Source organism: Achromobacter sp. 1011811831 (assembly GCF_059760905.1).
The window spans coordinates 1-12,980 of the sequence record NZ_JCBANG010000003.1 but is presented as its reverse complement, the minus strand read 5'-3'; the positions used below and the strand labels follow the sequence as shown (position 1 = coordinate 12,980).

14 protein-coding genes are annotated in these 12,980 nt (G+C 66.4%); 1 reads left to right on the top strand and 13 read right to left on the bottom strand.

Translation table 11 applies throughout. The features are described from left to right. Positions 1 to 19: 19 nt before the first annotated feature. Both AC6LJ9_RS01835 and rplS read right to left on the bottom strand, forming a co-directional pair. A complete protein-coding gene (locus AC6LJ9_RS01835; protein WP_498146243.1) occupies positions 20 to 751 on the bottom strand; it encodes a CoA pyrophosphatase in 732 nt (243 codons plus the stop codon). A gap of 123 nt (positions 752 to 874) precedes the next feature. Further along, positions 875 to 1,255: a 50S ribosomal protein L19 gene (rplS, locus tag AC6LJ9_RS01830; protein WP_103273368.1), complete on the bottom strand. Its 381-nt coding sequence runs from the start codon at positions 1,253 to 1,255 to the stop codon at positions 875 to 877. 408 nt (positions 1,256 to 1,663) lie between these two features. Here rplS and AC6LJ9_RS01825 point away from each other — a divergent pair, with 408 nt between their 5' ends. Then, positions 1,664 to 2,536 carry an EamA family transporter gene (locus tag AC6LJ9_RS01825; protein WP_498146242.1) on the top strand — a complete coding sequence of 291 codons (873 nt, stop codon included), beginning with the start codon at positions 1,664 to 1,666 and terminating at the stop codon, positions 2,534 to 2,536. Positions 2,537 to 2,665: 129 nt separating this feature from the next. Here AC6LJ9_RS01825 and AC6LJ9_RS01820 read toward each other — a convergent pair whose 3' ends face one another. From AC6LJ9_RS01820 to AC6LJ9_RS01770, 11 genes are all read right to left on the bottom strand, one after another. Next, entirely contained in the window at positions 2,666 to 3,034 is a 369-nt protein-coding gene (locus tag AC6LJ9_RS01820) for a hypothetical protein (protein WP_498146324.1), read from the bottom strand. Between the two features lie 113 nt (positions 3,035 to 3,147). Then, positions 3,148 to 4,581 (bottom strand): PA0069 family radical SAM protein, encoded by a 1,434-nt coding sequence (locus AC6LJ9_RS01815; protein WP_498146241.1) that lies wholly within the window; start codon positions 4,579 to 4,581, stop codon positions 3,148 to 3,150. Positions 4,582 to 4,797: 216 nt separating this feature from the next. Next, positions 4,798 to 6,096, bottom strand: coding sequence for a sulfate adenylyltransferase subunit 1 (locus AC6LJ9_RS01810; protein WP_498146240.1), 1,299 nt, complete (start codon positions 6,094 to 6,096; stop codon positions 4,798 to 4,800). A gap of 75 nt (positions 6,097 to 6,171) precedes the next feature. Then, positions 6,172 to 7,080: a sulfate adenylyltransferase subunit CysD gene (gene cysD, locus AC6LJ9_RS01805; protein ID WP_498146239.1), complete on the bottom strand. Its 909-nt coding sequence runs from the start codon at positions 7,078 to 7,080 to the stop codon at positions 6,172 to 6,174. 32 nt (positions 7,081 to 7,112) lie between these two features. Continuing rightward, positions 7,113 to 7,868, bottom strand: a complete 756-nt coding sequence (locus tag AC6LJ9_RS01800) for a phosphoadenylyl-sulfate reductase (protein ID WP_498146238.1) — start codon at positions 7,866 to 7,868, stop codon at positions 7,113 to 7,115. Then, entirely contained in the window at positions 7,865 to 8,929 is a 1,065-nt protein-coding gene (locus AC6LJ9_RS01795) for a sulfate/molybdate ABC transporter ATP-binding protein (protein WP_212317689.1), read from the bottom strand. The genes AC6LJ9_RS01800 and AC6LJ9_RS01795 overlap by 4 nt, the downstream gene beginning before the upstream one ends. 23 nt (positions 8,930 to 8,952) lie before the next feature. Then, a complete protein-coding gene (gene cysW / locus AC6LJ9_RS01790) occupies positions 8,953 to 9,852 on the bottom strand; it encodes a sulfate ABC transporter permease subunit CysW (RefSeq protein ID WP_498146237.1) in 900 nt (299 codons plus the stop codon). Next, positions 9,852 to 10,739, bottom strand: coding sequence for a sulfate ABC transporter permease subunit CysT (gene cysT / locus AC6LJ9_RS01785; RefSeq protein ID WP_498146236.1), 888 nt, complete (start codon positions 10,737 to 10,739; stop codon positions 9,852 to 9,854). The genes cysW and cysT overlap by 1 nt, the downstream gene beginning before the upstream one ends. 24 nt (positions 10,740 to 10,763) lie before the next feature. Beyond that, positions 10,764 to 11,792, bottom strand: coding sequence for a sulfate ABC transporter substrate-binding protein (locus tag AC6LJ9_RS01780; RefSeq protein WP_103273358.1), 1,029 nt, complete (start codon positions 11,790 to 11,792; stop codon positions 10,764 to 10,766). Positions 11,793 to 12,095: 303 nt separating this feature from the next. Further along, positions 12,096 to 12,737, bottom strand: a complete 642-nt coding sequence (locus AC6LJ9_RS01775; RefSeq protein ID WP_103276372.1) for a peroxiredoxin — start codon at positions 12,735 to 12,737, stop codon at positions 12,096 to 12,098. After that, positions 12,734 to 12,980 (bottom strand): hypothetical protein (locus tag AC6LJ9_RS01770; RefSeq protein ID WP_498146235.1); only part of this gene is annotated, 247 nt, incomplete at its 5' end. The genes AC6LJ9_RS01775 and AC6LJ9_RS01770, both read right to left, overlap by 4 nt.

Below are 12,980 nucleotides of genomic sequence, written 5' to 3'. Positions count from 1 at the left end.
GCGCCGACGCGCCAGGCACTCAACGCGGCTGGAAGCCGTGATTCAGCAGGTGGTACAGATTGCGCAGCATGCCCGCGGTCGCGCCCCAGATGAAGTACTTCCCATAAGGCATGCCGTAGTAATGGCGCACGCGGCCATCGTCCAGCCGCGCCTCGTACAGGCGGTGATTGGCCGGGTCCATCAGGAAGGACAACGGCACCTCGAACACCTCGGCCACCTCGAACGCGTCCGGCGCCAGCTGGAAGCCGGGCCGCACCAGGGACACGACGGGGATGATGGAGAATCCGGTCGCCGTCAGATAAGGCGGCATGCTGCCCAGCACCTCGACGTGCTCGGCCGGCAGTCCGGTTTCCTCGCGCGCCTCGCGCAGCGCGGCGTCTTCCGGCGTGGGATCACTGGTTTCGATACGGCCGCCGGGAAAGCTGATCTGGCCGGCATGGTCATACAGGTGCGCGGCGCGCTGAGTCAGCAGGATGCTGACGCCCTGCTCGCGGGTCACCAGGGGAATCAGCACGGCGGCAGGCACCGGCGTGCCTTCGCGGCCGGGATAGCGCAAGTCGTTGTCGCGCGAGAGTTCGAGCTTCCAGGTGGAAGGCTGACTCAGCGTTCCGCGCAGCGCGGCGGGCGTGAGCAGGCCGGCGGGCACGGCCGGCAGCGAATCATTGGCCACGACCCAGGGCTGGGAAGCCGGATCGAAACCGGGACGGGCCAGCGGCCGTCGGGGCCGCGGGGAGGACGAGGAATCAGACATACGGCTCTGTGTAAAGAAAAAGGCACCCTCGCAGGTGCCTTTTTAACCCGGAAATCCGTGCCGGACGAAAACGCGGGAAAGCGTGAGCGTCCGACACAGATAGGGCCGTGTGCCGATAAGCGATCAAGCCGCCGAGGCTTGCTTGCTGACCAGCTTTTCCTTGATGCGAGCCGACTTGCCCGAGCGGTTGCGCAGGTAGTACAGCTTGGCGCGGCGCACGTCGCCGCGGCGCTTGACTTCGATGCCGGCGATCTGCGGCGAGTACAGCTGGAACGTACGTTCCACGGCTTCGCCCGACGAGATCTTGCGCACGGTGAACGCGGAGTTCAGGCCGCGGTTGCGCTTGGCGATCACGACGCCTTCGAAGGCCTGCACGCGCTTGCGGGTGCCTTCAACGACGTTCACGCTCACGACGACGGTGTCGCCAGGAGCAAAAGCAGGCATGGCCTTGCCGCCGGTCAGGCGGGCAATTTCTTCCTGTTCCAGGATAGCGATGAGGTTCATTGAAACTCCTAGTTCATCTTGCCTTTGCGGGCTAACAACTTTTTGCCGTCCGATTTTGTTCGTTGTCCAAAATCCAAAGCCCCAGATCAGGGATAGGGATTGCCGTGGGAAAGACTCCCGGGCGCCAGACAACGGATATGCCGCAAGCAGAGGATGAGATTTGGCAAACCAATGATTCTACACCAGAATCTCCAAAAATAGCCAAGTCTGGAGGCGCGACTGGACGGGAGCATGCCCACGGGTGTATCTTGCGAGTCCTATTGAGTAGACATCTATACAAATTTTCCATGCCAGGTCGTCAGGAATGGCGACAAGAACGCCGGCCTGAACCTTCCGGCGTTCTTGCCCGCCCATTTGCGGTACCCTTGCGGCCTTGTAACAAACACGTCACCAAGCAGCTCCCTCACCATGTCGTATTCGTCCCTGGTATTGGTCGTCCTGGCCGCGATGGCCCACGCAACGTGGAACCTTCTGGCCAAGCGAGCCGCCATGGTGGGCGCGCCCTTCGTCTTCGCCTACGGCCTGTGTGCCTCGGTGCTCTACGCGCCCTGGGTGGTCTGGGTGCTGCTGCACGACGGCATGCAATGGTCCTGGATGGTGGTCGGCGCCATTCTGACGTCCAGCCTGTTGCACCTGGGCTACAGCCTGTGCCTGCAGCGCGGCTACCAGGTGGCGGACCTGTCCGTGGTCTATCCGATTGCCCGGGGCACCGGCCCGCTACTCTCGACCACCGGGGCGTTCATCCTGTTGAATGAGCCCGCCAAGGCCAGCGGCATCGCCGGCATGCTGTGCGTGGTGATCGGCGTGTTGCTCATCGCCACGCAAGGCAGGCTGGCCATCTTCCGCCAGGCCCAGGCCTGGGTCGGCGTGCGCTGGGGCGTGGTGATCGGTCTGTTCATCGCCGCCTACACGGTGGTCGACGCCTACGGCGTGAAAGTGCTGCTGATCAGCCCCGTGCTGTTCGACTGGTTCACCTGTGTCACGCGCACCACCATGATGACGCCTCACATGCTGCGCCGCCGGGCCCAGAACTGGCAATCGATGCGCGGCTATTGGCACCTGGCGCTGGCCGTGGGCTTCCTGTCGCCGCTGGGCTACATCTTGGTGCTGTTCGCGCTGCAGGATGGCGCGCCGCTGAGCCTGGTGGCGCCGGCCCGGGAAATGTCGATGATGCTGGGCACCCTGGCTGGCATGTTCCTGCTGCGCGAGAAGGTAGGCATCGGCCGGCTGCTGGGCTGCTTCTCCATCCTGGCGGGCGTTGTCCTGCTGGGTTCAGCCTGACGGGCGTCGTTCAGCGCGACTCCGCCTGATCGGCACCCGCTGTCGGATCCGGTCCACCTGAAAAATCCTGGACGGCAAGCATCGCCCCCCTGCCCCTGCGCGCCGGACATGCCCGGCGTTGCGCCAAGGTCAGAATCCGCCGGCAGCGCCCAGCCACATCAGCGCCGGAATCATGGCGCCCCAGGCCAGCACCAGCAGCACATCCGCCACCTTGCTCTTCATGCTGAGCTGATCCGCCACCGGCTCGACGGTGGCATTGCCCAGCGTACGCTCGCGCGGCAGGCGCGCGGCGCTTTCTCCGGCCTTGCCCTTGCTCGCCGCGTCGTCCTGGGCGGGCGCGGGAAACGGCCACTTGGCCGGCAGCGACGCCAGTCGGCTGCTCGCGCGGGCAGGCTGCGCCTTGCCGGGCATGGACACCGCAAGGCGGGCGCCAAGCGCGCGCAGACGCGTCAGCGGTCCACGGGCGGGATTCAGATCCAGCGCCAGCGCATCAGGCATGGCGGAGAGGTTTCCGGTGTTCATGGGAACTCCTTGTATTCATGGCCACGCAAGCGCTTGGCCCATCGGCTAGACGACACAGGCTCCGGCCCGACAGGCCCGGCGCGATCGGACTACGACTCGAACAGCGACAACTGCCCGGCGGCCGCGGCGCGCAGCGGGCTGCGGCCACGGACATAGCCGCTGGCGATGCCAGCGGTCGAGGCATGGGGGACCCCTGAAGACGCTTTCGCGCCAGCCGGGGATGGGAAAACGGGGGATGAGGCATCGCGCGCGCCGTCCAGGCCGATCGCGACGGGCGGCACGAACTGGTCGCAGCTGAGCTGCAGGCGGCTGCGGTTCAGGCCCAGCTTGCGCGCGGCCATGGAAAAGCGCTGGCGCAGCAGGTCGGCCCAGATGCCGGTGCCGCGCATGCGCGAACCGAAGTTGGGATCGTTGCGGCGACCGTTGCGCAGGTCTTCGATGCGATGCAGGACGCGCTGGGCGCGGTCCGGAAAATGGGCGTGCAGCCAGTCCTCGAACAGGGTCTTGACCTCCCAGGGCAGGCGCAGGACCGTATAGCTGGCGTAGTGCGCGCCAGCCGTCTTGGCTGCCTCCAGGATGTGTTCCATGGACTCGTCGTTGATGAACGGAATGATGGGCGCCACCAGCACGCCCACCGGCACGCCGGCGTCGGTCAGGCTGCGCACCGCCTCCAGCCGGCGCCAGGGCGCGGCGGCGCGCGGCTCCAGGCTGCGGGCCATGGCCGCGTCCAGCGTGGTGACGCTCATGTAGACGACGACCAGGTTGTGGCGGGCCAGTTCGGCCAGCAGATCCAGGTCGCGCGCGACCAGGGCGTTCTTCGTGACGATGGTGAGCGGATGCCGGGTTTCCAGCATCAGTTCCAGCAGGCCGCGCGTCAGGCGCCATTCACGCTCGATGGGCTGGTAGGCGTCGGTGGCCGAGCCGATGTTGATGGGCGACGGCTTGTAGCCCGGCCGGCTCAGTTCCGCGCGCAGGGCCTCGACGGCGTTGGCCTTGGCCACCAGCCGGGTTTCGAAGTCCAGACCGGGCGAATAGCCCAGGTAGGCATGGGTGGGACGGGCATAGCAGTAAACGCAACCGTGCTCGCAGCCGCGGTAGGGATTGACCGCCACATCGAAGGGAATGTCGGGCGAATCGTTGCGCGACAGCATCTTGCGCGCGGCCTCGGCCGTGACCTGGGTCTTGGGCGCGGCGGGTTCGCGGCGCTGGTCGGGCACGATGGGAATGACGGGAGCGATTCGGGAGGGCTGGCCGGAAACGGCCGGCGTAGCGGCGTCGTCTTCGCCAGGAAAGGCGGCGGCGCGCTCGGTCAGGCTCGACGAAGCCTCTGAGGAAAAATCGGGGACGGGATCTACGAAATCTGCCGGCAGTCCGGAGGCGGACCAGCCGTCGTCGACCTGTACGCGTTCGTCGGATTGGAAGCGATGTCGAACATTAGTAACCGCACCCCGACCGCGCAAGGCGGCGGGGGCGGCAGCCGGGGACCCAGAACCGGCGGGAAAAGAATGATCGATGCTTGCCATAGAAAGCACTGTACAAAAACACAGTGGTTTTAGCAAGCCCCGAAAGACTTTTCTTAAGACAGCCCCACTTTACCGCAAGACGCCGGCTCCGTTGCGACAATTCGATTTCATCTTGCGAGATGGGCCGGAAACCCGCGCCAGCATTGGTTTTGGAAGAAAAACAACAGCAATCCGGGGAGACGAAAAAGCGCTCCGCGCCCCGGATCCGCAGGCCCCTTAGCGCAGCATGCCGGCGGCCGCCGTCTGATGCGTCGCTTCGTCGATCAGGATGAACGCGCCGGTCGCCGGCACGTCCGCATAACGATCAACGGCGAGCGCATCGCGCGTCGTGAACGACACCCGGCCAATGTCGTTCATGCGCAGCACGCCTTCCGTGTTCTCGACTTCCTGCAGCTCATGGATATCACGATGCGACAGCACCGCGCGCACCTTCGCCGACGTCAGCCGCGTGCCCGACTTGAGCAGATACTTGCGCGCCGGGTTGAGCGGCTGCGAATCGAGCCAGCACAGTTCGGCCTCGAACTCGCGCGACACCTGCGCGGGCGCGGCCGCATGCGCGATCACGTCGCCGCGCGACACATCCACGTCGCGGTCCAGCACCACCGTGACGGAATCGCCCGCCACCGCCTCGTCCAGCTCGCGATCGAATGCCAGCACACGGCTCACCACCGCGTCCACACCAGACGGCTGCACCGTGACGGCATCGCCGGGCCGCAGCACGCCGCTGGCGACGCGGCCGGCATAGCCACGGAAGTCGTCCTTGCGATCGCCGTCATGGCGCGCCACGCGCTGCACCGGGAAGCGCAGCGGCAAGGCGCCGCCGTCGTTCTGCACGTCCAGCGCCTCCAGCAACGCCAGCAGGGGTTGGCCCTGGTACCAGGGCGTCTTCGGCGACGACGCAACCACGTTGTCGCCGTTCAGCGCCGACAGCGGCAGCGCGTCGAAATGCGCGATGCCCAGCTTGGCCGCCAGCTCGGCGTAGGCGGCGCGGATGCGTTCGAACACGGCCTGGTCCCACTCCACCAGGTCCATCTTGTTCACCGCGACCACGATATGGCGGATGCCCAGCAGCCTGGCGATGGTGCTGTGGCGCTTGGTCTGCGGCAGCAGCTTGCCATCGGCAGCGCGGGTGGCGTCGATCAGGATGACGGCCACGTCGGCGGTGGACGCGCCGGTCACCATGTTGCGCGTGTACTGCTCATGGCCCGGCGCGTCGGCGATGATGAACTTGCGCGCCGGCGTCGAGAAATAGCGGTAGGCCACGTCGATGGTGATGCCCTGCTCGCGCTCGGCCTCCAGGCCGTCCGTCAGCAGCGAGAAGTCGATGCCGTCTCCGGCCACGCGCTTGTACTTGGCGCGCGCGATGGCATCGAGCTGGTCGGCGAACACGCCCTTGCTGTCGTACAGCAGGCGGCCGATCAGCGTGGACTTGCCGTCATCCACCGAACCGGCGGTGATCAGGCGCAGCACGCCGCGGTCGGCGCTGGAAAGAAAAGAGTCGTTGATGGCGTTCATGTGCGTTCCTTGCGGCCGGCCTTCAAGCCGGCGAGCCCCGGTGCGCGGCCGGAGCGGTCGGGTGCTTGCGCGGGATCAGAAGTAGCCTTCCTTCTTGCGGCGCTCCATCGAGGCCTCGGAAGTCTGGTCGTCCATGCGGGTGGCGCCGCGCTCGGTGATGTCGGTCACCGCGGTCTCGGCGATGATGGCGGCCGTGTCGGCGGCATCGGACGCCACCGGGCAGGTGCAGGAGATGTCGCCCACGGTGCGAAAGCGCACCTGCAGCCGCTCGACCTGTTCGCCTTCCTGCGGCGGCGTCAGCCGCGTCACCGGCACCAGCAGCCCCTTGCGCCGCACCACCTCGCGCTCGTGCGCGTAGTAGATCGACGGCAGCGCCAGGCGTTCGCGCTGAATGTATTGCCACACGTCCAGCTCGGTCCAGTTCGAAATCGGGAATACACGCATGTTCTCGCCGCGATGCACGCGGGTGTTGAACAGGTTCCAGACTTCCGGCCGCTGGGCCTTCGGATCCCATTGGCCAAACTCGTCGCGGAACGAGAAGATGCGCTCCTTGGCGCGCGCCTTTTCCTCGTCGCGCCGGGCGCCGCCGATGCAGGCGTCGAAGCCGAATTCCTCGATCGCTTCCAGCAGCGTCACCGCCTGCGCGGCGTTGCGCGAATCGGTCTCGCGCCGCAGCACCACGCTGCCGCGCTTGATCGAATCCTCGACGCTGCGCACGATCAGGGTCTCGCCCAGCTCGGCGGTGCGCGCGTCACGGAAATCGATCACCTCGCCGAAGTTGTGGCCAGTGTCGATATGCATCAACGGAAACGGAAAGCCGCCCGGGCGGAAGGCCTTTTCGGCCAGGCGCAGCAGCACGACCGAATCCTTGCCGCCCGAGAACAGCAGCACCGGCCGTTCGCACTCGGCGGCGACCTCGCGCAGGATGAAGATGGCTTCCGATTCCAGCCAGTCCAGGTGGCTGCGTTGAATCACGGCAGACATTGGGTGTTCCCCTTGAATCATGGTTTTCGAATTCATGGCCGGCCAGCGTCGCCGGCGGGCGCGATGGCGATGACCCTATTGCCCGCGTGCAGGCCGCATTCCTTGGAGTCCGAGGACTCCCACCACCAGCGCCCTGCCCGCAGGTCTTCGCCCGGCCGCAAGGCGCGCGTACAGGGTTCGCAGCCGATGGACGGATAGCCCTGGTCGTGCAGCGGGTTGTACGGAATGCCCAGCGCGCGGATCACGGCCCAGACCTCGGCCTCGCTCCAGTCCGCCAGCGGGTTGAACTTGTAGAGGCCGAACGTGGCGTCCTGTTCTTCGCGCGCCAGCTCGCCGCGCGTGGCGGACTGGGCGCGCCGCTGCCCGGTGATCCAGGCGCCGCGTCCGGCCAGCGCGCGCTTGAGCGGCTCGACCTTGCGGATCTGGCAGCAAGCCTTGCGCAGCTCGACGCTTTCGTAGAAGGCATAGGCGCCATGCGCCGCCACGTGCGCGTCAACGGCAGCCTCGTCGGGCCGGTAGATCGTGACCTCGCGGCCGTAGCGCTGGCGGATCGCGTCCAGCACGCCCAGCGTTTCATCGTGCAGCCTGCCGGTGTCCAGCGTGAACACTTCCAGGTCCAGCCCGGCATCGAAAATGGCGTGCGTCAGCACCATGTCCTCGGCTGCCAGCGACGAGGCCAGCGCGGCGTCGGGATAGCGGCTCAGCACGTCGGCCAGGGTCTCGGTCAGCGTGCGCCAGCGCGCCGCCGCGCCGGCTTCCAGTTCGGGAGGCAGTTCAATCGTCGTCATGCTTGCACCGTGAAGATACGGGCCCGGCGCGGACGCGCCAGCAGGGTTTCGCCGTCGCGCAGATTCAGTTCCCGGTACAGCTGTTCCGGCACTTCGGCCTCGATGATGGCGTCCGAGTCCTGGCGCGCCAGTTCCAGATAGGCACTGGGGCCGGCCAGGTAGGCGTGCGACAGCCGCACCGCGATGCCCTCGCCGTCCGGCCGGTAGCGCTCGATGTCGAATTCATGCGGCCGCACATAGGCGGTGGCGCGCTCGCCGTCGGCCTGCGCCAGCTCCGGCGCCGGCAGCGACAGTCCCGCCCCCTGCCAGACGCCGCGCGTGGCCACGCCGGCCAGCGAATTGACGTCGCCGAGGAAGCCGTAGACGAAGGGCGTGGCGGGCGACTCCCAGACTTCGCGGGGCGTGCCCACCTGCTCGATGCGGCCCGAGTTCATCAGCACCACCCGGTCGGCCACTTCCAGCGCCTCTTCCTGGTCGTGCGTCACGAACACGCTGGCCACGTGCAGCTCGTCGTGCAGCCGGCGCAGCCAGCGGCGCAGCTCCTTGCGCACCTTGGCGTCCAGCGCGCCGAAGGGTTCGTCCAGCAGCAGCACGCGCGGCTCCACCGCCAGCGCGCGCGCCAGGGCGATGCGCTGGCGCTGGCCGCCCGACAGCTGGGCCGGATAGCGATCGGCCAGCCAGTCCAGCTGCACCAGTCCCAGCAGGTCGTGTACCTTGCGCTGGATCTGGTCCTCGGAAGGACGCTGCGAACGATGCTTGACGCGCAGGCCGAAGGCCACGTTCTCGAACACGGTCATGTGCTTGAACAGCGCGTAGTGCTGGAACACGAACCCGACCTGGCGCTGGCGCACGTCCACGGCGGTGGCGTCCTCGCCGGCGAACAGCACGCTGCCCGAGTCGGCCGATTCCAGGCCGGCGATGATCCGCAGCAGCGTGGTCTTGCCACAGCCGGACGGTCCCAGCAGCGCGACCAGCTCGCCGGTCTCGATATGCAGCGATACGTCGTTGAGCGCGCGGAACTGGCCGAAGCGCTTGGACAGGTTGCGGACTTCTATGCTCATGTTTGTCTCCGTCGGGCGCCGTGTCAGGCGGCGACCTGCGTGATGGCCACGGCGGGGCCGGGATACTCCGCGGGCTGATTGGCGGCCTGCAACTGCTTCGCGTTGCGCCACTCGACCAGGTTCTTGGCCACCAGCGTCACCAGCGCCAGCAGGGCCAGCAAAGAGGCCACGGCGAAGGCCGCCGAATACTGGTATTCGTTGTAGAGAATCTCGACGTGCAGGGTCATGGTGTTGGTCAGGCCGCGCACCTGGCCGGACACCACCGACACCGCGCCGAACTCGCCCATGGCGCGGGCGTTGCACAGGATGGCGCCATACAGCAGGCCCCACTTGATGTTCGGCAACGTGACGCGCCAGAAGATCTGCCAGCCGTTGGCGCCCAGCGTCAGCGCGGCCTGCTCTTCCTCGCTGCCCTGCGCCTGCATCAGCGGGATCAGCTCGCGCGCGACGAACGGAAAGGTCACGAACAGGCTGGCCAGGATGATGCCCGGCACGGCATAGACGATCTTGATGTCGTGCGCCTGCAGCCAGCCGCCGAACCAGCCCTGCGTGCCGAACAGCAGCACGAAGACCAGCCCCGCCACCACCGGCGACACCGAGAACGGCAGATCGATCAGCGTGATCAGGAACTGCTTGCCACGGAACTGGAACTTGGTGATGGCCCAGGCCGCGGCCACGCCGAACACCAGGTTCACCGGCAGCGCGATGGCCGCAACCAGCAGCGTCAGGCGGATCGCCGCCCAGGCGTCCGGCTCGACGATGGCCTCCAGGTAGAGCGCCCAGCCCTTGCGGAAGGCCTCGGCGAATACTGCGGCCAGCGGCACCAGCAGGAACAGCGCCAGGAACAGCAGCGCGATGCCCAGCAGGATGCCGCGCACCCAGCGCGGCTCGGTAAGGTGGGCGGGACGATGGTCGACGCTCATCAGGCTCTCCCGAGGCCGCGGCGGGCCTGCCAGCCCTGCAGCAGGTTGATGACGAACAGCAGCACGAAGGACAGCGCCAGCATCACCGTGGCGATGGCGGCCGCGCCGGCATAGTCGAACTGTTCGAGCTTGGCGATGATCAACAGTGGCGTGATCTCGGACACCATGGGCATGTTGCCGGCGATGAACACCACCGAACCGTACTCGCCCACCGCGCGCGCGAAGGCCAGCGCGAAGCCGGTCATCAGCGCCGGCAGCAGCGCGGGCAGCAGCACGCGGCGTATGGTCTGCCAGCGGTTGGCGCCCAGGCTGGCGGCGGCTTCCTCGATCTCGCGCTCGACGTCCTCGAGCACCGGCTGCACCGTGCGCACCACGAAGGGCACGCCGATGAAGATCAGCGCGATCACGATGCCCACCGGCGTGAACGCGATCTTCCAGCCGAACCACTCGGCCAGCGGCGCGCCCAGCCAGCCCTTCTGGGAATACAGCGCGGTCAGCGCGATGCCGGCCACCGCGGTGGGCAGCGCGAAAGGCAGGTCCACCAGCGCGTCCAGGATCTTCTTGCCCGGGAAGCGGTAGCGCACCAGCACCCAGGCCACGATGGTGCCGAACACCAGGTTCACCAGCGCCGCGATCAGGGACGCGCCGAAGGTGAGCTTGTAGGAAGCCACCACGCGCGGCGCCGCGACCGCGTCCCAGAAGCCCTGCCAGCCGAGCGAGGCGCTCTTGATGGGCAACGCGGCCAGTGGAATGAGCACCAGCAGGCTCAGGTAGAGCACCGCATAGCCCATGGAAATACCGAAGCCGGGCAGGACGCCCGGGCTGCGGCGGCGAACGGCAAAAGGCGCTTGCGCGCCCGTTGCCACCGGTGTCGAGGCTGAGGTCATGGCCGTCGTCCGATGGTCAGGAGATCACTTCTTCTGAGGCTGGTAGATCTGGTCGAAGGTGCCGCCGTCGCTGAAGTGATCCTTCTGCGCCTTGCGCCAGCCGCCGAAGATCTTGTCGTCGATCTTGACGAGCTTGACCTTGGGGAACTTGCTTTCGTACTTGGCCGCCACGTCCTTGTCGATGGGGCGGTAGTAGTTCTTGGCGATGATTTCCTGCGCCGCCGGCGTATACAGGAATTCCAGGTAGGCCTGGGCGGCGGCGCGGGTGCCCTTCTTGTCGACGATCTTGTCGACCACGGCCACCGGCGGCTCGGCCAGGATGGACAGCGAGGGCACCACGATGTCGAACTTGTCCGGACCCAGTTCCTCGAGCGCCAGGAAGGCCTCGTTCTCCCAGGCCAGCAACACGTCGCCCACACCGCGCTCGACGAAGGTGGTGGTGGCGCCGCGCGCGCCGGTATCCAGCACCGGCACGTGCTTGAGCAGCTCGCCGACGTAGGCCTTGGCCTTGTCCTCGCTGCCGCCGTTCTTTTCCAGCGCGTAGGCCCAGGCCGCCAGGTAATTCCAGCGCGCGCCGCCGGAGGTCTTGGGGTTGGGGGTGATGACCTGCACGCCATCCTTGACCAGGTCGTCCCAATCCTTGATCTGCTTGGGATTGCCCTTGCGCACCAGGAACACGATGGTGGAGGTATAGGGCGAGCTGTTCTGCGGCAGGCGGGCCTGCCAGTTTTCCGGCAGCAGGCCGCGGTCGGCGATCGCGTCGATGTCGTAGGCCAGTGCCAGCGTCACCACGTCGGCTTCCAGTCCGTCGATGACCGAGCGCGCCTGGCGGCCCGAGCCGCCGTGCGATTGGCGGATGGTCAGCTCGACGCCGGCCTTGTCCTTGTATTGCTTGGCGAAGGCGTCGTCGATCGCGCGGTATAGCTCGCGCGTCGGATCATAGGAGACGTTGAGCAGCGTCTGCTTCTGCTGCGCCTGGGCCGGCGCGATCGCCGCGAGCGACACCGTCACTGCAGCCAAGGCGGCCAGCCAACCCGCTTTCCTGAAAGACATCCCTTGCTCCCTGCGTCAGTTTGACAATGTGGAAGCAAGTTTGCAGGCGGGCCGATCTGAACGGAACGAATCATTTTTTGATTGTTAATCGCCGCCAAGCATATAGACACGGGTCATGGCGAATCCACGCCGCCTCGCCTTCGAGACACCATGCGCAGCGCGCACCCCTTGCGGAATGCCCACCGCGCCAGCCGTGGAGGCCCATAAAAAAACGCCGCGTTCCCAGCGGGGAATCGCGGCGTACTGGCGGCAAAGCCTGCGGGATGCGCTCAGGGCGCGCGGCCCTTCATGCATCCCGGCTATTTACTTATTCGGCTGGGGCGTGATGCGCAGGTACGGACGCACGGCCTTGTAGCCCTTTGGGAATTTCTGCTTGATCACGGCCTCGTCCTGCAGCGAGGGCACGATGATCACGTCGTCGCCGTCCTGCCAGTTAACCGGCGTGGCCACGCTGTGGCTGTCGGTAAGCTGCAGCGAGTCGATGACGCGCAGGATCTCGTTGAAGTTGCGTCCGGTGCTGGCCGGATAGGTGATGGTCAGGCGCACCTTCTTGTTCGGATCGATGATGAACACCGAGCGCACCGTCAGCGTGGCGTTGGCATTCGGGTGGATCATGTCGTACAGCTCGGAAACCTTGCGGTCCTTGTCGGCGAGGATCGGGAAGTTGACCGTGGTGGACTGGGTGTCGTTGATGTCCTCGATCCACTTGTTGTGCGATTCCTTGCCGTCGACGGACAGCGCCAGCACCTTCACGTTGCGCTTGGCGAACTCGTCGGCCAGCTTGGCGGTGTAGCCCAGCTCGGTGGTGCAGACGGGAGTGAAATCGGCGGGATGCGAGAACAGCACGCCCCAGCTGTTGCCCAGGAATTCATGGAAACGGATCGGGCCAACTGAGGATTCCTGTTCGAAATCGGGGGCGATGTCGCCCAGGCGTAGATGACTCATGGTGTCTCCTGCATGCGGATGAAGGTTGATCGAGGGCGGCCTGCCCGCGAGCGGGCGGACACGGCCGGCAAGGGCTCGTCGGCGGCCTGCGACGCCCGGGCTTGCATCCCGCAGCGGCAGCCATGCGACGATTCTTCCATCAAACTCGGTACGGGGGAAATACGCAAGACATATAACCTTATGCAATATTCATGACCCGAATTGAGCGCCCGCAATCCGATGGCGCGCGCAAAAAGAAAAGCC